Annotated in this window: 17 protein-coding genes and 2 tRNA genes; 6 read left to right on the forward strand and 13 right to left on the reverse strand. The window is 71.2% G+C overall.

Annotation, left to right across the window (positions count from 1 at the left end):
• Positions 1 to 94: 94 nt before the first annotated feature.
• Positions 95 to 2,083, reverse strand: a complete 1,989-nt coding sequence (locus OG552_RS11550; RefSeq protein WP_329131918.1) for a S53 family peptidase — start codon at positions 2,081 to 2,083, stop codon at positions 95 to 97.
• Positions 2,084 to 2,547: 464 nt separating this feature from the next.
• Positions 2,548 to 3,195, reverse strand: coding sequence for an FMN-dependent NADH-azoreductase (locus tag OG552_RS11555; RefSeq protein ID WP_329131920.1), 648 nt, complete (start codon positions 3,193 to 3,195; stop codon positions 2,548 to 2,550).
• Between the two features lie 85 nt (positions 3,196 to 3,280).
• Here OG552_RS11555 and OG552_RS11560 point away from each other — a divergent pair, with 85 nt between their 5' ends.
• A complete protein-coding gene (locus OG552_RS11560; RefSeq protein WP_329131921.1) occupies positions 3,281 to 3,763 on the forward strand; it encodes a MarR family winged helix-turn-helix transcriptional regulator in 483 nt (160 codons plus the stop codon).
• 94 nt (positions 3,764 to 3,857) lie between these two features.
• On the opposite strand, the gene OG552_RS11565 is transcribed toward OG552_RS11560, so the two are convergent.
• Positions 3,858 to 3,930, reverse strand: a tRNA-Ala gene (locus OG552_RS11565).
• A gap of 232 nt (positions 3,931 to 4,162) precedes the next feature.
• Here OG552_RS11565 and OG552_RS11570 point away from each other — a divergent pair.
• A complete protein-coding gene (locus OG552_RS11570) occupies positions 4,163 to 5,242 on the forward strand; it encodes an alkene reductase (protein WP_329131923.1) in 1,080 nt (359 codons plus the stop codon).
• Here the strand turns inward: OG552_RS11570 and OG552_RS11575 are convergent.
• Complete coding sequence (locus OG552_RS11575; protein ID WP_329131925.1) at positions 5,212 to 6,888, reverse strand: MFS transporter; 1,677 nt, start codon at positions 6,886 to 6,888, stop codon at positions 5,212 to 5,214. The genes OG552_RS11570 and OG552_RS11575 overlap by 31 nt on opposite strands.
• Before the next feature lie 101 nt (positions 6,889 to 6,989).
• Here OG552_RS11575 and OG552_RS11580 point away from each other — a divergent pair, with 101 nt between their 5' ends.
• The 3 genes from OG552_RS11580 to OG552_RS11590 all read left to right on the forward strand — a co-directional run bounded on the left by OG552_RS11580 (position 6,990) and on the right by OG552_RS11590 (position 10,025).
• On the forward strand, positions 6,990 to 7,940 hold the full coding sequence (locus OG552_RS11580; protein ID WP_329131927.1) for a helix-turn-helix transcriptional regulator: 951 nt from the start codon (positions 6,990 to 6,992) through the stop codon (positions 7,938 to 7,940).
• A gap of 140 nt (positions 7,941 to 8,080) precedes the next feature.
• Positions 8,081 to 8,524 carry a VOC family protein gene (locus OG552_RS11585; protein WP_329131929.1) on the forward strand — a complete coding sequence of 148 codons (444 nt, stop codon included), beginning with the start codon at positions 8,081 to 8,083 and terminating at the stop codon, positions 8,522 to 8,524.
• A gap of 55 nt (positions 8,525 to 8,579) precedes the next feature.
• Positions 8,580 to 10,025, forward strand: a complete 1,446-nt coding sequence (locus tag OG552_RS11590) for a dihydrolipoyl dehydrogenase family protein (RefSeq protein ID WP_329140736.1) — start codon at positions 8,580 to 8,582, stop codon at positions 10,023 to 10,025.
• Between the two features lie 131 nt (positions 10,026 to 10,156).
• Here OG552_RS11590 and OG552_RS11595 read toward each other — a convergent pair.
• The 6 genes from OG552_RS11595 to OG552_RS11620 form a co-directional block, all read right to left on the reverse strand.
• Positions 10,157 to 10,229, reverse strand: a tRNA-Ala gene (locus tag OG552_RS11595).
• Between the two features lie 100 nt (positions 10,230 to 10,329).
• Positions 10,330 to 10,983 (reverse strand): histidine phosphatase family protein, encoded by a 654-nt coding sequence (locus OG552_RS11600; RefSeq protein WP_329140738.1) that lies wholly within the window; start codon positions 10,981 to 10,983, stop codon positions 10,330 to 10,332.
• Between the two features lies 1 nt (position 10,984).
• Positions 10,985 to 11,416 carry a ribosome silencing factor gene (rsfS, locus tag OG552_RS11605; protein ID WP_329131932.1) on the reverse strand — a complete coding sequence of 144 codons (432 nt, stop codon included), beginning with the start codon at positions 11,414 to 11,416 and terminating at the stop codon, positions 10,985 to 10,987.
• Between the two features lie 92 nt (positions 11,417 to 11,508).
• Entirely contained in the window at positions 11,509 to 13,395 is a 1,887-nt protein-coding gene (locus OG552_RS11610; protein ID WP_329131934.1) for an LCP family protein, read from the reverse strand.
• Between the two features lie 31 nt (positions 13,396 to 13,426).
• Positions 13,427 to 14,029, reverse strand: coding sequence for a nicotinate-nucleotide adenylyltransferase (gene nadD / locus OG552_RS11615; protein WP_329131936.1), 603 nt, complete (start codon positions 14,027 to 14,029; stop codon positions 13,427 to 13,429).
• Position 14,030: 1 nt separating this feature from the next.
• Positions 14,031 to 14,189: a hypothetical protein gene (locus OG552_RS11620; protein ID WP_329131938.1), complete on the reverse strand. Its 159-nt coding sequence runs from the start codon at positions 14,187 to 14,189 to the stop codon at positions 14,031 to 14,033.
• A gap of 139 nt (positions 14,190 to 14,328) precedes the next feature.
• Here OG552_RS11620 and OG552_RS11625 point away from each other — a divergent pair, with 139 nt between their 5' ends.
• The gene (locus tag OG552_RS11625; protein WP_329131940.1) at positions 14,329 to 15,477 is read left to right on the forward strand and encodes a M48 family metallopeptidase; all 1,149 of its coding nucleotides are present in this window, start codon (positions 14,329 to 14,331) and stop codon (positions 15,475 to 15,477) included.
• Here the strand turns inward: OG552_RS11625 and OG552_RS11630 are convergent.
• From OG552_RS11630 to OG552_RS11640, 3 genes are all read right to left on the reverse strand, one after another.
• Positions 15,416 to 16,543 carry an SCO2583 family membrane protein gene (locus tag OG552_RS11630; protein ID WP_329131942.1) on the reverse strand — a complete coding sequence of 376 codons (1,128 nt, stop codon included), beginning with the start codon at positions 16,541 to 16,543 and terminating at the stop codon, positions 15,416 to 15,418. The two genes, OG552_RS11625 and OG552_RS11630, sit on opposite strands and share 62 nt — an antisense overlap.
• Before the next feature lie 64 nt (positions 16,544 to 16,607).
• Entirely contained in the window at positions 16,608 to 17,036 is a 429-nt protein-coding gene (locus OG552_RS11635) for an SCO2583/SCO2584 N-terminal domain-containing protein (protein WP_329131944.1), read from the reverse strand.
• Between the two features lie 106 nt (positions 17,037 to 17,142).
• Positions 17,143 to 18,429: a glutamate-5-semialdehyde dehydrogenase gene (locus OG552_RS11640; RefSeq protein ID WP_329131946.1), complete on the reverse strand. Its 1,287-nt coding sequence runs from the start codon at positions 18,427 to 18,429 to the stop codon at positions 17,143 to 17,145.
• Positions 18,430 to 18,458: the final 29 nt, after the last annotated feature.

The following is an 18,458-nucleotide window of genomic DNA, read 5'->3' on the forward strand; positions in this document are numbered from 1 at the left end:
AGGCTCACGGCTCGCATACGCCCAGTTTACCGTAGCGGCCGTCGGGCCCGCACCGAGGATCCGGTGCGGGCCCGACGGGCGGTGAGCAGGGGCGTCAGTGCTTCTTGCCCTTGCCCCCCTTGCCCGGCTTGGCGGGCTTGTACGACGAGACGTAGTCCTTGCCGGGCGTACCGACACCGGTCACGTTGTCGTAGCCGGGGACCGCGGACAGGCTGCTGTCCACACCGAAGGTCCGCAGCGAGGTGATCAGGCCGTCGGAGGCGTCGACGCTGTTGGCGAAGTCGACCCGGACGTTGGCGATGCCCTGGCCACGGCCCAGCGGGTGGTCGGTCACGTCGTGGTAGGCCGACGTGCCGTACTTGTCGTAGATGGCCGGGTTGGCGAAGCCGATCGGCACGCCGCCGCGGGCCTGCTCGGCGAGCGCCTGGACGCCGGCGATGACCGGGGAGGCCAGCGAGGTGCCGCCGAGGCGGTACTCGTTGTACTTGGCCTTGCCGTTCGGGAAGGTCATCGTCTCACCGACCAGGAAGCCGGTGTTCGGGTCGGCGACCGCCGCGATGTCGGGCTCGACCCGCATCTTGGTGGTGCCGCCGTTGGCCAGCGCCAGGGAGTCGGGGACGACACCCTTCTGGTAGAAGGGCTGGGTGTAGGTCTTGCTGGTGCCGCCGCCCGCGCCCGAGGTGAAGGGGCCGGGGAAGCCGTCCCAGCTCTTGCCGTCGGCCGACAGCGGGGCGCGCTCGGTGCCCCAGCCGGTCTCCCACAGGTACTTGTCGTTCTTGCCGACGGCGAGCGAGGTGCCGCCGACGGAGGTGACCCAGTCGGAGTTGGCCGGGGTGTTGACGTCGGTCACGCCCTCGTCGATGACGTCGTCGCCGTCGTCACCCGAGGAGAAGTAGAAACCGATGCCCTCGACCGCGCCCTGCTGGAAGACCGAGTCGTACGCGGCGGCCAGGTCCGGCGTCTGGTTGGCTTCCAGGTCACCCCACGAGTTGGTGACGATGGTGGCCAGCCGGCCGTCCACGACGGTGCTCAGCGAGTCGAGCAGGTCGTCGTCGAAGCAGGACTTGGCACCGACGTAGACGATGTTGGCGTCCGGCGCGACCGCGTGCACGGACTCGACGTCGAGCGACTCCTCGCCGTACCAGCCGGCGCCGCCGCAGGCGTCGACGTCGGTGTAGGCGTCGGGCGCGGGCACCACCTGGGTGAGCTGGCCCTTCTTGTACTTCTGGCCGCCGGTGTCCTTGGCCAGCTTGGCGCTGTCACTGGCGATGTTCGGCGAGGCGTACGCGTCGGTGATCGCCACCGTGACGCCCTTGCCGGTGTACTTGCCCGCGCCGTAGGCGGCACGCAGCTGGTCGCCGGCGTAACCCTTGATCGTGTACGGGGCCTTGCTGCCGTACGCCGAGGGAAGCTTCTTGTTGGTGTTCGAACCGTAATAGGTGGAGAACGGCCCCGAGTTGACGAACGCCGGCTCCGGCGCCGGCAGCGTGTCGTCGTGCGACGACATCTTCGGGGAGTTGTCGAGTCCGGTGACCGTGAGTACGGCGCCCTGCAGTGAGGCGGGCGCGGAGGCCGTGCCGGTGGGGGCGTGGTAAGTGTGGCCGCTCTTGCTGTAGTTGTGCAGCTGCGTGCCGAACGCCTTCTCGGCGGCCGACACATCACCGCTGACGGTGAGGTAGTGCTTGTTGGTGCCGGTCACCTTCAGGCCCGAGGACTTCAGCCAGTTGGTGACTTCGGACACCTGCGACGCGGTGGCGCCGTAGCGGGCCTGCGTCTGAGCAGCCGTCAGATACTTGCCGTAGAAGGCAGAACTCGGGTCCGAGACCGCCCGCGCGTACGAGGCCAGTCCCTTGGCGTCCTTGCCGGCGAGGTAGACCCGCAGGTTCACCTTGCTGGTGTCCGCCGTGGATCCCTTGTCCGCCTTGTCCGTCGTCCACAGGGGCTTGGTCCCGGTCAAGAGCTGGCGCCCGGACGGCTGATCGGCCGATGCGGACTGCGCACCGAGGACGAGGGCGCCGGCGACCAGGGGCAGCGCCGCGGCTGCCACCAGTCCGGCGCGGGTTCTCTTACGCTCAAATCTCATGAAACCCCCATGCGAAGCGAGTTGCAGCATGATGCGGTGGTGCCGCGATTGCCGCTATGCGTACGGCTGGTACCGCAGAGCGATACTCTTTCGCTGATCAGTTCATGCCAGGGATACGTTTTCCCCAAGAGCAGGTCAAGGAATGGTCGAGTCCAACCCCTCTGCGGGCATGCCGCTTTGACCTCCTCGCACCTTCAAACGCCTTGTCCGAATTGCCGGTTGCAGACCCCGACCCTCCGTTTCCAGCCACCAGCGACCGACGCTAGCAGCGCCGCCCGGCACCCCAACAGGGCGCGTATACAACGCCGTACGCGATACGCACATCGCATGACTCGGTCCTCTGACGGCACACCGAGCCCATCCGGGGCCGCCGGCCCGGGAGTTCGGGCAGCTCACCCCGGGGACCGGGAAGCGCGGAAGCGGCCTGCGGCGGATGCCGCAGACCGCTTCGGTACCTCCCTGACTCAGACCGCGGAGTCGACCGGCAGCCAGAGGGTGTCGATGGCGCGCTCCGCCTCGGCGAGGCTCTGGTTGGCCAGCGGGATGAGGCCGGCCATGGCCGGGGTGTCCTTGGCGAGGGTCAGCTCGGCGGTGATGAAGCGCGGCTGCAGGCCCGTGAGGTCGAGGCCGTGCGGCAGCCACGGCTCCGCGTGGTCCCAGCCCTCGCGCGGGGTCCCGGCGCCGTAGCCGCCGCCGCGGCTGGCCAGGACGACCAGGTCACGGCCGCCGAGGAGCCCGGCCTGGGTCTCCGGGTTGAAGGACAGGCCCGGCGCGATCAGGTGGTCGATCCACGCCTTGATGCTGCTGGGCGGTCCGTAGTTGTAGAGGGGCACCCCGAGAAGGATGACGTCGGCCTCGCGGACCTCCCCGATCAGCTCCTCGGTCAGAGCCCACGACGCGGCCTGCTCCGGCGTGTGCTGGTCCGCCGGAATCATCCGGGCCAGGCCGCTGGCCTCGGTCAGGTGCGGCACGGGGTTCTTCCCCAGGTCACGGTAGGTGACCGTGCCGTCGGGGTGGGCGGCGCGCCAGACGTCCGCGGCCCGGGCGGTGAGCCGCCGGCTGACGGACTGGTCGCCCCTGATGCTCGAGTCGATGTGCAGAAGGTGAGGCATGTCGTTTGTCCTTCGCTATTAGTTAGTGGAGCACAAACCATTTGTAGCACATCTACGAATGGACCGGCGTGGGTAGACTTCTGCCATGGACCCCATCCCTGTCCTCAACCAGCCGGTACACCGCTCGGGCGCGCTGCTGGACTACGTGGCGCGCCGGATCCGGCTGCGCTCGGAGTCCGTGCTGGCCCCGCTGGGGCTGCGGCCTCGGCACCTCCTGGCCATGACGGTGCTGCGCGAGCGCGGCGGCAGCGGCCAGCAGGAGCTGGCCAGGACTCTGGAGATGGACGGGACGAACGTCGTCGGCCTGCTGAACGACCTGGAGGCCGACGGCCTGGTGGAGCGCAGGCGCTCGCCCGAGGACCGCAGGCGGCACATCGTGGACCTGACCGGCGCGGGCGTCGAGCGGCTGGCGAAGGCCGAGTTCGCACTCGCCGCCGCCGAGAACGAGGTGCTGGGGATGCTCGACGCGGAGCAGCGCGAGACGCTCTACGGACTGCTGCACCAGGTGGTGAACGACGTCACCGCGTGCACGGAGGGTGACCCGGTCTGCACGGAGAACATCTGCTGAGCCCGCCCGGGCACAGAAAAGGGCACAGAAGAGGGCACAAGGAAAGGGCGGGAACCGTCCGCGCTGTCGCGGACAGGTCCCGCCCTGTCATCTGTGGAGCTACGGGGAATTGAACCCCGGACCTCTTGCATGCCATGCAAGCGCTCTACCAACTGAGCTACAGCCCCGCGGCCACCGGCTCACGTACCCGGCGACTTGGGGTACTTTACACGGCCTCTCGGGTGGTTCGGCAAATCGTTTGCCGCCGTCACGGCGCCGGTCCCACCGAGGTGACGACGAGGTTTCCCGGCCACCGCGGAGTTCATGAACTCTCAACAATCGGGCCGCCCTTGCCGGGTTACGGTGAGCCGGGCCGACCGCCGCGCGCCGGCCGACCGACCGCCGCGCCTGGAGGCCGCCGTGACCACCGCGTTCGACCCCATCGACCTGGCCGGGCTGCGGCTCGCCAACCGGATCGCCATGGCGCCGATGACCCGCAGCCGCGCGTACGGGCCTGGACTGAGCCCCACCGAGGCCGCCGTCTCCTATTACGCGCAGCGCGCCTCCGCCGGGCTGATCATCACCGAGGGCACCCAGCCGTCCGCCGCCGGCCAGGGCTACCCGGACACCCCCGGCCTGCACAGCGACCAGCAGATCGCCGCCTGGCGCAAGGTGACCGACGCCGTGCACGCCGAGGGCGGCCGGATCTTCGCCCAGCTGATGCACACCGGCCGGATCGGGCACCCCTCGGTGTCGCCGGACGGTCTGCACCCGGTGGGCCCTTCACCGGTCGCCGCCAAGGGGCGGATCTACACCGCCGACGGACCCAAGGACTACGTCGTCCCGCGCGAACTGGACGAGGAGGGCATCCGGCAGACCATCGCCGACCATGTCTCGGCCGCCCGCAACGCGATCGAGGCAGGCTTCGACGGGGTCGAGGTGCACGGCGCCAACGGCTATCTGGTCCAACAGTTCCTCGCCCCCAACTCCAATGTCCGCACCGACCGGTGGGGCGGCGACCACGAGGGCCGTGCCCGGCTCGCGGTGGAGCTGGTACGGGCGGTGGCGGACGCGGTCGGCGCCCACCGCACAGGTCTGCGGATCTCCCCCGGGAACCCTCTCGGCGACATCGACGAGCCCGACCCCGAGCCCGCCTATGTCGCGCTGCTGCGGGCGCTGGAGCCGATCGGGCCGGCCTATCTGCACATCGCCGAGACCGGCGAACGGGCGCTGACCCTGGAGCTGCGCAAGCGGTTCGCCGGCACGGTGATCCTCAACGCCCGTACGGTGGGCCGCCCTTCGGGCCCGGAGGAGCTGGCGCTTATCGAGGACGGCACCGCCGACATGCTCTCCTACGGCGCGCTCTTCCTCGCCAACCCCGACCTCCCGCGCCGGCTCCGCTCGGGCGGCCCGTTCAACTCCCCGGACCGGGCCACGTATTACGGCGGCGACGAGCGCGGCTACACCGACTACCCGGCGCTGGACGACGACGTGTCGTAACGCGCCACCGCGTTGTCACGCGCCACCGCGTCGTCCTGCGCGCCGGCCTGCCGCCGGGCAGCGTCCTGCTCGCTGGACGCGATCTTGGTGCCGCCCCCGGTGGCGGACGCGCGCCGTCCGCCGTGCAGCGCCGCGATCACCGCACCGGCCGCCGACACCGCGACCAGCGCGACCGAGGTCACGGCGAAAGCGTGCACCGAGGGGTGTGCGCCGGGCAGCGCCAGCCGGTTGAGGAAGAGCGTGCCGATGGTCGCCACTCCGATCAGCTGGCCCAGCTGGGTCACGGTCGCCAGCAGCCCGCTGGCGTCCGCCGCGTCCTGCGGCGCCACCTTCGCCAGCGCCAGCGTGAAGGTCGGGCTGAAGGCCGTCCCCAGGCCGAGCCCGAGGCCGAGCAGCGTCACGTACAGCCATCCGCCGCCGGTCCCGCCGCCGCGCAGCGCCAGCCCGAGGCCGCCGAGCGAGACCGCGGAGATCAGCAGGCCGGTGGTGGCCAGCCAGGGCCGCCAGCCCGCCGGCAGCCGCCGCCAGGTCAGGCCGATCCCGCCGAAGGTGACGGCGCAGGCCGCGAAGGTCAGTCCGGTCCGCAGCGCGCTGAAGCCGAGCCCGGACTGGAGGTGCAGGGCGACCGCGAAGAGGAAACCGGCGTTGATCGCCATGGTGAGCATGATCACCGCGACCGACCGGCCCATGCCCGGTGCCCTCAGCACCCGGCCGGAGACCAGCGGGGCCCCACCACGCCGGGCGATCCGCGCCTCGATGGCCATGAAGAGCCCGAAGAACACCACGCTCAGGGCGAGGCAGATCCAGCCCCACAGCGGCCAGCCCTCCTCCTGCCCGAGGACCAGCGGCACGGTGAAGAACGTCACCGCGGCGGCCAGGGCGACCAGCCCCGGCAGGTCAAGGCCGCGCCGCCGCTCGGGGGCGGTACGGGCATCGGCCGGCAGCACCCGCGGTGCGACCACCAGCAGCGCCACCCCGATCGGCACGTTGACCAGGAACACCGGCCGCCAGCCGCTGCCGAACAGGTCCGCGCTGACCAGCACCCCGCCGACCACCTGGCCGAGCGCGGCACCGGAGGCCACCACCGCGGAGTAGACGCCCATCGCGCGGGTGCGGGCCTCACCGGTGAAGTTCAGCTGCAGCAGGCTCAGCACCTGCGGGACCATCAGCGCCGAGCCGGCGCCCTGCGCGAAGCGGAAGCCGATCAGCTCCCCGGTGTTCTGGGCGAGCCCGCAGGCCAGCGAGGAGAGGGTGAAGAGCGCGAGCCCGGCCAGAAAGAGCCGGCGGTGCCCCAGCAGGTCGCCGAGCCGGGCGCCGGTGATCAGCAGCACCGCGTAGGAGATGGTGTAGCCGGCGATCACCAGTTGCAGACCGGCGCCCGAGGTGTGCAGGTCGGCCCGGATGGTGGGGGCGCCGACGTTGACGATGAAGACGTCGAGCAGGGCCATGAACTGGCCCACCAGGATGGTGGCGAGCAGCAGTCCGGCGCGCGGCCCGGCCCGGCCGGCCCCGCCCGCGCCCGGACCGGCGCCGTGCGGACGCGCGGCAGCGGCAGCGGGTATGGGTGCGGCGGCTGTGGCGGTGGGTACGTCGGCTGTGGCGATGGGTGCGGCGGACGGCCCGCCGCTCGAAACGTTCTTGTCCATGAGGAGAGCCTGCGGGAGTCTCAGTACCGGTAACGAGTGCCCAGTGGTCCTGGTACTGACAGCACCTGGCTCCGCCGGCCGACTGCGGTGAGGATGGCAGCATGGCACAGACCCAGCAGGCGCAGCGCCGTACCGAACTCGCCGGTTTCCTGCGCAGCCGCCGGGCCCGGATCGCCCCGCAGGACGTCGGCATGCCGCCGGGCTTCCGCCGCCGCACGCCCGGGCTGCGCCGCGAGGAGGTCGCGCAGCTCGCCGGGGTCGGGGTGACCTGGTACACGTGGCTGGAGCAGGGCCGTCCGATCAACGCCAGCGTCCAGGTGCTCGACGCGGTGGCCCGGGTGCTGCAGCTGGACGTCACGGAGCGCGAGCACCTCTACCGGCTGGCCGGCATCCCCTTCGTCCGCGAGCCGGTCTCGGACCTTGAGGTGGTCGGCGAGGAGGTGCTGGGCATCCTCGAAGCCCTCAACCCGCTGCCCGCCGCGGTCCACAACGCCCGTTACGACGTCCAGGCGTCGAACGAGACCTACCGGGTGCTGTGGCCGATGACCTCGGTGGTGGACCGGCACGACCGCAATGTGCTCTACAAGCTCTTCACCGTCCCCGGCTGCTGCTCGACCTTCGTCAACAGCGCGGAGGAGCTGCCCTGGATGGTGGCCCGGCTGCGCCACTCCTACGGCAATCACGTGGGTGAGCCCGCCTGGGAGTCCTTCGTCGCCCGCCTGATCGAGGAGAGCCCGGCCTTCGCCCAGCTGTGGGCGAGCGGCGACGTGGCGGCCCCCGGCAAGCGCGTCAAGGTCTTCCGGCACCACTCCGTGGGCACCATCAACCTCACCTCCAGCTCGCTGAGCATCGACGGCATGGCCGACCACCGCGTGGTGATCTACACCCCGGTCGCCGAGGCGGACGCGGCGCGGATCGAACGCCTGCGCGCCATCGTCGACCCGCTGATCGGCTGCCCGGTCCACGGCCGGCCGCTCTCCTCGGTGCTCGCCGAGCGGGAGGCGGCCGCGAAGCACGGGACGGCCGACCGCACCGCGGCGGCCCGCGACTGAGGTCCGCCGCCCCGCCCGGAACCGGGGCGCCACGGCGCCGGGGCGGGCCGGCTCCGGCGCGCCTTTCCCCGCACGCACGGCAACCACCGCGGTGTTACGTTGAGAGAGATGGCCTCGCGTCTTCCGAGATCGGAACGACCATGGACATGAAACTGGAAGTAGTCGTACTGCCCGTCTCCGACGTCGACGCCGCCAAGCTCTTCTACGAGCAGGCGGGATTCCGGCTCGACATCGACTATGTCGCCGGCGACGCGTTCCGGGTGGTGCAGTTCACCCCGCCCGGCTCGGGCTGTTCCGTCACCCTCGGCAAGGGCATCACCTCCGCGGCTCCCGGCTCCGCCCAGGGACTCCACCTGGTGGTCACCGACATCGAGGCCGCCCGGTCCGAACTCGTCGGCCGCGGTGTGGAGGTGGGCGAGGTGTTCCACGACGCGGGCGGGGTGTTCCACCACGCCGGCGGGAAGGGACAGGTGCCGGGCCCCGCCCCCGACCGGGCCAGCTACGGCTCGTTCGCCGAGTTCAGCGACCCGGACGGCAACGGCTGGATCCTCCAGGAGATCACCGAGCGCCTGCCCGGCAGGTGAGCCTCCCGCCGGGCACGGGACGCGGAGCGACAGGAGCGCTGCCATGAGCACTGCCATGAGCGAGACTCCCCGCACCTATGACGTGGTGGTCCTGGGCGCAGGACCCGTCGGTGAGAACGTGGCCGACCGGACCAGTGCCGCCGGACTGAGCACGGTGGTGGTGGAGAGCGAACTCCTCGGCGGTGAATGCTCGTTCTGGGCCTGCGAGCCGAGCAAGGCCCTGCTGCGGCCGGTGCTGGCGCGCGCCGACGCCCGCCGGGTGCCGGGCCTGAGCAAGGCGGTCGGCGGCCCGCTGGACGTGCCCGCCGTCCTCGCCCACCGCGACGACATCGTCCGGCACTGGCAGGACGACGACCAGGTGGACTGGCTGACATCGGTCTCGGTCGACGTGGTACGCGGCCACGGCCGGCTCGACGGGCCCCGGCAGGTGGCGGTACGGACCCCGGACGGCGGGACGGTCCGGCTGACCGCCCGCCACACGGTCGCCGTCTGCACCGGCACCGACCCGGCGCTGCCCGACCTGCCCGGACTCGACGCCGTCATCCCCTGGGTCAGCCGCGACGCGACCAGCGCCCACCAGGTGCCCCGGCGGCTCGCGGTGGTCGGCGGCGGGGTGGTGGCCGTCGAGATGGCCACGGCGTGGCAGGCCCTCGGTTCGCAGGTGACCGTACTGGTCCGCGGCGACGGCGGGCTGCTGCCACGGATGGAGCCCTTCGCCGGTGAACTCGTCGCGGAATCGCTGCGGGAGGCCGGCGCGGACATCCGCTTCGGGGCTGCTGTCACGTCCGTGACCCGGGATGCGGGCGGCGAGGTGCGGATCGTGCTGGCGGACGGCGGTGAACTGGCCGCGGACGAGATCCTCTTCGCCACCGGGCGCACCCCGCGCACCGGGGACATCGGCCTGGAGACGGTCGGCCTCACCCCGGGCGACTGGCTGACCGTGGACGACACCTTCCGGGTGCGGGACCTCGAAGGCGACTGGCTCTACGCGGCCGGTGACGTCAACCACCGCGCGCTGATGACCCATCAGGGCAAGTACCAGGCCCGTATCGCCGGCGCCGTGATCGGTGCCCGCGCCAAGGGCGAGCCGCTCGACGAAGAGCCGTGGGGCACCCATGCCGCGACCGCGGACCATGTGGCCGTCCCGCAGGTGGTCTTCACCGACCCCGAGGTCGCCTCCGTCGGTCTGACGACCCAGCAGGCGGAGCGCACCGGCCGCCGCGTCGATGTGGTCGACTACGACATCGGGCAGGTCGCGGGCGCCATCCAGTACGCGGCCGGCTACCGGGGCAGGGCCCGCGTCCTGATCGACCCGGACCGCGGCACCGTGGTCGGCGCGACCTTCGCCGGCCCCGGCGTCGGCGAACTCCTCTACTCGGCGACCACCGTCATCACCGGTGAGACCCCCCTGACCCGCCTCTGGCACGCGGTCCCGGCGTTCCCCACCATCAGCGAAGTCTGGCTCCGCCTGCTGGAAACCTACCGCGACCAGCACAAATAACGCCCCCGCCCCCGACCCCGCCCGCCCGCCCGCCCGACGCTCGCACCGCCTGCGCGAGGCGACGCCAAGGCACAAGAAAAGAGCGGGACCCGGTCCGCGTTTTTTGCGGACAGGTCCCGCCCTCTCGGCGGTGGAGCTACGGGGAATTGAACCCCGGACCTCTTGCATGCCATGCAAGCGCTCTACCAACTGAGCTACAGCCCCGCGGTCGCCCGGTTGTCGCGGCGACGAGAAGAAGCATAGCCGGTGAGCGCACCGGAAACGAAATCGGCTGCGACCGGGGGCACAGGCCCCCGGCCAGGGGCTATGTGTCGTCGCCGATGACGGGTTCCGGCAGGGTGCCGGCGTTGTGCTCGTTGAGCCGCCAGCCGCGCACCCCCTCGCCGAGGACCGACCAGCAGCAGTTGGACAGGCCGCCGAGGGACTCCCAGCTGACCGGGTCCAGATCGAGCAGGCGCCCGATGGTGGTACGGATGGTGCCGCCGTGGCTGACCACGACCAGGACGCCGTCCGCGGGGAGCTTGTCGGCCGCGGCCAGCACCACCGGGGCGGCCCGGTCGGCGACCTCGGTCTCCAGCTCACCGCCGCCGCGCCGCACCGGCTCACCGCGCTTCCACGCGGCGTACTCCTCGCCGTACCGCCCGACGATCTCGGTGTGCGTCAGGCCCTGCCAGACGCCCGCGTAGGTCTCCCGCAGCGCCTCGTAGTGGGCGACCGGCAGACCGCTGACCGCGGACAGCTCGGCGGCGGTGGCCGCGGCCCGCTTGAGATCGGAGGAGATGATCGCGTCCGGGGCGAGCGCGGCCAGCAGCCGGGCGGCCCGGCGGGCCTGGGCCACACCGGTCTCCGTCAGCTCGATGTCGGTGGTGCCCTGGAAGCGCGATTCCAGGTTCCAGGCGGTCTGGCCGTGCCGCCAGAGCACGATCCGGCGGCCCCGACCGCCCTTGCTGCCGTTCAGCTCAGGCTCCTTCGTCCTCGGCCGCCGCGGTGGCCTGTGCGTGGGCGACGCCCTTGCCGCGGGTCGCCACCGCGTCCTCGGGCAGGTCGATCTCCGGGCAGTCCTTCCACAGCCGCTCCAGCGCGTAGAAGACCCGCTCCTCGGAGTGCTGGACGTGGACGACGATGTCGATGTAGTCGAGCAGCACCCAGCGGCCGTCCCGCTCGCCCTCGCGCCGCACCGGCTTGGCGTCCAGCTCCTTGAGCAAGGTCTCCTCGATGCCGTCCACGATGGCCTTGACCTGCCGGTCGTTCGGCGCGGAGGCCACCAGGAAGGCGTCGGTGATGGAGAGCACGTCGCTGACGTCGTAGGCGATGATGTCGTGCGCGAGCTTGTCGGCCGCCGCCTGTGCGGCGGCGCGGGTCAGCTCGATGGAGCGGTCAGTGGCGGTCACAGAAGCGGCTTTCCGGTCGGGGGCTTGTCCCTCAAGGGTCTCACGACCCTCCGACAGCCCCCGACCGGTTCACCCGGCGAGGCGGACCCGGATCAGCTGTCCGCGGGCAGCTTGTAGTCCTTGCCGAGCACCACCGTGATGTCCGCGTTCGACGGCACCGTGCCCTGCTTCACCGAGCCGGCCGGCAGCCCCAGCGTGGCGGCCACGTCCTTCGCGGCTTCGAGCCTGGCCGGGTCGCCGTAGAGCACCTGCGAGGTGGCCTGCGTGGTGGCCGCCTTCCCGCCGGGGACGTAGACGTCCGTGCCGCCGTTGACGATCGCGGCCTGGGCGTTGGCGGCAGCCTTGTCGTTGCCGGTGGCGTCCTTGACCAGGACCCGCGGCTGGGCCGAGGCACCGGATGCCTGCTTGACGTTGCCGCCGAGCACGTCCTTGACCACGCTGTCGGTCGCCTGGGGGCTGAGCGTGCCGTCCTTCTGCACCGCCATCATCGCGGTGTCGTAGGCGCCGGTCTTGGCCAGCTCCGCCAGCTGGGCCAGCGAGGCGCCGAGCTGCTTGTCGGTGAGCGACGGGTCGAGGATCTGGCTGAGCCCCTGGATGGTCTTGGTGGCGTCGGAGGCGTCGGACGGCATCTTCTTCAGTACCGCCTGCATCACCTGCCCGAACCTGGCCAGCTGGTCGGTCTGCGCCTCGCCCGGCCCCTTGTAGGTGGCGTACGCGACCGCCGCCTGTCCGGTCAGCTCCTGGTCCTCGCCCTTGGGCACCACGGTCCTGCCGCTGTCCTTGCCGGTGCCCTTGACCGCGGTGTCGGTGTCCACGAAGACATCACCGAGGGAGTCGACCAGCAGCTCCAGATAGGGCGAGTCGAGCCGCCAGCTGCCCTTGATGTCGGTGCCGAGCAGGGTGTTGAGCGCGTCCCGGGTCGGGCCGACACCGTCGGCGACCGACTTGTCCAGGGTGGTCGAGGTGCCGTCGTCGCCGGTGACCTGGAGGGAGTTGGGGATCAGCACGGTGGTCCCGCGCCCCTTGGTGCCGTTGTCGACGAGCAGCGCGGTGGAGCTGGGGCCGCCGTTCACCGGCAGCATGTGGACGACGATCACATCGCGCTTCTGGGCGCCGCCGGCGCCGGCCGCGGTGGTCTTCTTGTCCTTGCTCAGCCCGGGGATCCGGCCGGCCTGGTACAGATACCCGCCGGCGCCGAGGAGCGCCAGCACCACCAGCACGATCAGACCGCGCTTGCGGTTGTGGCTCTTGCGCTTGGCCTCCTCGCGCCGCTCGGTGCGCGACTCGGAGAACTTCAGCCAGTCGATGACCTCTTCGGACTCCTCGGAGTCCTCGTCGAGGAAGGCGAACTGCTCGGTGTGGTAATTCCCGTCGGCGTCGGGGCCGCTCTGGCGCCCCGGCCCGGCGGCGCCGGGTACGGCTTGCTGCCGGCCGGTCTCGTGGACGGGGTGCTGCCCCGTGTCATATATCGGCTGCTGTCCGGTGTCATGGACGGGGGCCTGCTGACCGGTCTGGTAGACCGCGTGCTGCCCGGTGTCGTAGAAGGGCTGCTGCCCCGTGTCGTAAAGGGGCTGCTGTCCGGTGTCGTAAAGGGGCTGCTGCCCGGTGTCGTAAACGGGCTGCTGCCCGGTCTGGTACCCGGTGTATCCCTGCGGCGCCTGCTGCGGTACCTGCTGCTGGGGCTGCTGGTAGTACGGGCCCTGCGGCTGCTGCGGGATCCATGCCTGCTGCTGGCCGCTCTGCTGGCCGCCCTGCTGCTGACCCTGCTGGTGGCCGCCCTGCTGCTGGCCGCCGTACGTCTGGGACGGGTCGGTGTAGGTCTGCTGCTGCGGCACCGGAGGCGCCTGTTGCTGAAGGGGCCTGCCGTACGCGTCGTAACCGTACTGCTGCTGCTGGTAGTAAGGATCCTGCGCGTAAGGGTCGCTCTCGTTGTCGGGACCGCCCTCGGCATACTGCCAACGGGGGTTTGCGTCGTTCACGAGGAACCCCTTCAGTGGTTCGTTACGCGATTTACCCGGCCGCGTCCCGGTACAGCGCGCGTTTGTCGATGTAGCGCACCACACCGTCCGGAACCAAGTACCAGACAGGATCTCCCTTGGCCACCCGCTGGCGGCAGTCCGTGGAGGAGATGGCCAGCGCCGGGACCTCCACCAGCGAAACCCCGCCCTCGGGGAAGCCCGGGTCCGACAGCGTATGCCCCGGACGTGTCACGCCGATGAAATGCGCCAGGGAGAACAGCTCTTCGGCGTCGCGCCAGGAGAAGATCTGCGAGAGGGCGTCGGCGCCGGTGATGAAGAAGAGGTCCGCCGCCGGGTGCTCCGCCCGCAGGTCCCGCAGGGTGTCGATGGTGTACGTACGGCCCGCGCGGTCGATGTCGCTGCGGCTGACCGAGAACTGCGGATTGGAGGCGGTGGCGATCACCGTCATCAGATAGCGGTCCTCGGCAGCGGAGACCACGCGGTCTTCCTTCTGCCAGGGCTGCCCGGTGGGTACGAACACCACCTCGTCGAGGTGGAAGAGGCTGGCAACCTCGCTCGCGGCCACCAGGTGCCCGTGGTGGATGGGGTCGAAGGTACCGCCCATCACACCGATGCGCTGCTTTCCGGCGGACATGTTAGTCCCGGTTGAAGCGGGTGACGAGCCACAGCAGGAGCAGCAGGCCGCCGAGCGCGCCGAAGCCGGTCAGGTAGGGGCTCAGGCTCTGGTGGTGACCGCCACCGGACTCGGCGAGATCGGCGAGACCGGTCAGGGTGGAAGCTGCGACGGGCGACATGATCAGCGGGACCCTTTGCGTAGTCGGGCACGAGCGGGAAGACTCTGCGGACATCGTACGGGCGGGCGCGGGGGAACTTCGCGCAGGCTCCGCGCGTCCAGCACTATGAACCGGTTGGCTAGCAGGGGGTTGGGCCAGTATGTCCGCATCGCAGGGACCGAACGGACCGAACGAACCGCAGGACGAGCCGAGCCACGCGTCGAAGGACGCACCACAGGACGAGCGGGTCAGCACCGAGAAGCTGCCAGGACGCACCCGCCGCCGTTTCCCCGACATCTCGTCGAGGGCCTACGAACACCCCACCGACCGGTCCGCGCTGGTCGCACTCCGCAAGCTGACCGGATTCGACACCGTCTTCAAGGCGCTGAGCGGGCTGCTGCCCGAGCGGAGCCTGCGGCTGCTCTTCCTGTCGGACTCGGTCCGGGTCAGTGACGAGCAGTTCGCGCATCTCAACGCCATGCTGCGGGACGCCTGTTACATCCTGGACCTGGAGAAGGTCCCGCTGATGTACGTCAGCCAGAACCCGCTGCCCAACGCGATGTGCATCGGCATGGACGAGCCGATCATCGTGCTCACCACCGGTCTGGTGGAGCTGCTGGACGAGGAGGAGATGCGGGCCGTGGTGGGCCATGAGGTGGGCCACGCCCTCTCCGGCCACTCGGTGTACCGCACCATCCTGCTCTTCCTGACCACGCTGGCCCTGCGGGTGGCGTGGATCCCGCTGGGCAATCTGGCGATCCTGGCGCTGGTGACCGCACTGCGCGAGTGGTTCCGCAAGTCGGAGCTGTCCGCGGACCGCGCCGGGCTGCTGGTCGGCCAGGACGTCCGGGCCTCGATGCGCGGCCTGATGAAGCTGGCCGGCGGCAACCACCTGCACGAGATGAACGTCGACGCGTTCCTCAAGCAGGCCGACGAGTACGAGGCCTCCGGCGATCTGCGGGACTCGGTACTGAAGATCATGAACGTGCTGCCGCGCAGCCACCCCTTCACCACCGTCCGCGCCGCCGAGCTGCGCAAGTGGGCCGGCTCGCGGGACTACCAGCGGCTGATGGACGGCCACTACCCGCGCCGTACCGAGGACAAGGACACCTCGGTCAGCGACGCCTTCAAGGAGTCGGCGCAGCACTACAGCGACACGGTGAAGCAGAGCAAGGACCCGTTGATGGGCCTGATAAGGGACATCTCCAGCGGCGCGGGGGACCTCGGCGGGAAGCTGCGCGGCCGGTTCACCGGGGCCGGGTCGGCGTCAGGCTCGTCGGACGGTCCTGAGCCGGCGCCGGAGGGCTGACCGCGAGGGGGCCGGAGGCCGGGGAGCCGAGCGGCGCGCACCGCGCGCCCACCGGCCGCTTCTGGTCGTAGGGGTCGACCGGCTGCACCGGGCCCGGTGCGGTGTGGCCGGCCAGTATCGGCCGGAAGCCCTGCACCGGGGTGGTGCACGGCAGCGGTCCCGCGGCCACCCTGGCCTCGACCAGCTCGATGTGGTGGTCGCGCAGGTCCTGGTGGTCGAAGTGGAAGCGCAGCTGGCGCCGGACGGTGAAGAGCGAGGCGGTGCCCGCCGCCGAGTCCGGGCCCCGCAGCGCGTAGACGAAGATGTGGTCGGCGGTGACCTCCAGCAGGTTGTTGCTGGTCTCGGTGGCGTCGAGAGAACCGTCCACCCGGGTCGCGCCGGCCAGGCTCACATGGGCGGCCGGGTCGAAGCGGACCAGCCAGCCGGTGGCCTCGTGGCGGCCGTCGTCGGCCGGGCTGGTGAGGCTGGCGTCGAACTGGTCAAGCTGCCGGGGGTCGAGCAGGTCGCGGACCTTGGCGACGTCGCCGCCGGTCACCGTCTGCTGGTCGAGCCCGGAGTCGATCAGATACTCCTGCGCGGTGTCGTACGCCTTGCGGACCTCACTCTCGGCGTAGCCGCCGACCCGGTGCACCTGCTCCTCGGGCAGCTTCAGGCCGTCGGCGCCCACCGCGTAGCCGGCCGCCTTCCCGCCGGCGAAGGGCGCGCTCGCCGGCACCGCCGCCACCTCTCCGGCCGGGACCAGCGGGATCAGCGTCACCCGCAGCTGCTCGCCGGCGCCGGGCGCCGCCGCCCGGTACGGATGGCGTACGCCCATGTAGATGGCGAAGCCGAAGGCGAGTGCGATCAGCAGCATCAGGGCGAGGGCCTGCCGGGCCAAGCCCTGGGGCAGCACATGGCGGATCCGGACTGCCCGGGTGGTCCCGTCCAGCCGTTCCTGGGCGGAGAACTCCTGGATGCGGGCAGCCCGCACGAACGATTCGTCGAAGACGACGGACCGGTATTCGTCGTCGCCGCCTCCCGGGGCGCCCTCGGGCGTGCCCTCGGGAGGGTCTGCAGACCCGCTCATATCACAAGGTTAAGTCCGCGAGAAGGTGAATAAACATTCCGGTGATGCTCAACTTGACACCGGCTCAGGGCCGTGGGGTGGTGACGACCGGCTGGAGCTGCTGGGGGGCGGCCGGGCCGCTGGAGGGCGGCGGTGCGGTGGGCTGCCGGCCACTGCCGTTCGCGCCGCGGTAGACCGCGGCGAAGGTCAGCGCGACCACGCCGATGCCCATCACGACGGCGAGCGCCCAGGCGACCGGACGGTGCCAGCGGGTGTTGCTGCCGCGGTACGGATGCCCGGCCGCGTAGAGCTCGTCGGAGTCCGCGGCAGCGTCGTCGTCCAGTTCCGGAACGGCGGGGGGCCGCCTTCTGTGCCGGCCCGGCGTGCTGGGGGGCAGCCCGGGACCGTCTGCGACGGCAAGCATCCGTTCCCTGGCCGTGGGCTCATGGAACAGCGCGGAACGTACGAAATCTTCGTCGAGGACTACGGAGGCGAACTCGTCATCGTCCGGCATCTGTTCAGGGTAATGCGGAAGTTGGCCGTTTGGGCAGGGGATTCCGGCCCATCTGTGGAGGGCCGGCAGGGGCCTGTGGGCCGTCCGGGTACTGGTGGGGCGCCGGTCAGCGGATGTGACCGTCGCCGGTGACGATGTACTTGGTGGAGGTCAGCTCCGGCAGTCCCATGGGCCCGCGGGCGTGCAGTTTCTGGGTGGAGATGCCGATCTCGGCGCCGAAGCCGAACTGGCCGCCGTCGGTGAAGCGGGTGGAGGCGTTGACCATCACGGCCGCGGCATCGACCAACTGGGTGAACCGGCGGGCGGCGGGCTGCGAGGTGGTCACGATCGCCTCGGTGTGACCGGAGGACCAGAGCCGGATGTGCTCGACCGCCGACTCCAGGGACTCCACCACGCCGGCCGCGATGTCGTAGGAGAGGTACTCGGTCTCCCAGTCCTCGGCGGTGGCCGGGACCACGGTGGCCTTGCTGCCCGAGGACTCGGCGACGGCCAGCACCCGGGGGTCGCCGTGCACGGTGACCCCGGCCTCGGCGAGCGCGTTCAGCGCCCGGGGCAGGAAGCGGTCGGCGATGTCCCGGTGGACCAGCAGGGTCTCGGCGGAGTTGCAGACGCTGGGCCGCTGGGCCTTGGAGTTGACCAGGATCTCCACGGCCATGTCGAGGTCGGCGTCGGCGTCCACGTAGACGTGGCAGTTCCCGGTGCCGGTCTCGATCACCGGCACGGTGGAGCCCTCCACGACGGTACGGATCAGCGCGGCGCCGCCGCGCGGGATCAGGACGTCGACCATGCCGCGGGCCCGCATCAGCTCGGTGACCGACTCGCGGCTCTCGCCGGGGACCAGCTGGACCGCGTCCGCGGGCAGCCCGGCGCCTCCGACGGCGTCGCGCAGCACGGTGATCAGCGCGGTGTTCGAGGCGTAGGCGGAGGAGGAGCCGCGCAGCAGCACCGCGTTCCCCGACTTCAGGCAGAGCGCGGCGGCGTCCACGGTGACGTTGGGGCGGGCCTCGTAGATGATGCCGACCACCCCGAGCGGCACCCGGACCTGCCGCAGGTCGAGACCGTTCGGCAGGGTCGAGCCGCGGAGCACCTCGCCGACCGGGTCGGGCAGCGACGCCACATGCCGTACGTCGGCGGCGATGGCGGCGACCCGCTCCCGGGTGAGGGTGAGGCGGTCGATGACCGACTCGCTGGTGCCGGCCGCGCGGGCCTTGGCGACGTCCTCGGCGTTGGCCGCGACGATCTCCTGGGTCCGTACGACCAGCGCGTCGGCGATGGCCAGCAGCGCGTCGTCCTTCGCCGCCCGGGGCAGCGGCCCGAGGTCGGCGGCGGCGGCGCGGGCCCGGTAGGCCGCGAGCAGCACGGGCGACTTGGGCAGCGGCGAAGGCAGCGTCATGGGTGCAGCCTACCGAGTGAATCAGCGGT

It is taken from the genome of Streptomyces sp. NBC_01476, assembly GCF_036227265.1.
GTDB lineage: Bacteria > Actinomycetota > Actinomycetes > Streptomycetales > Streptomycetaceae > Actinacidiphila.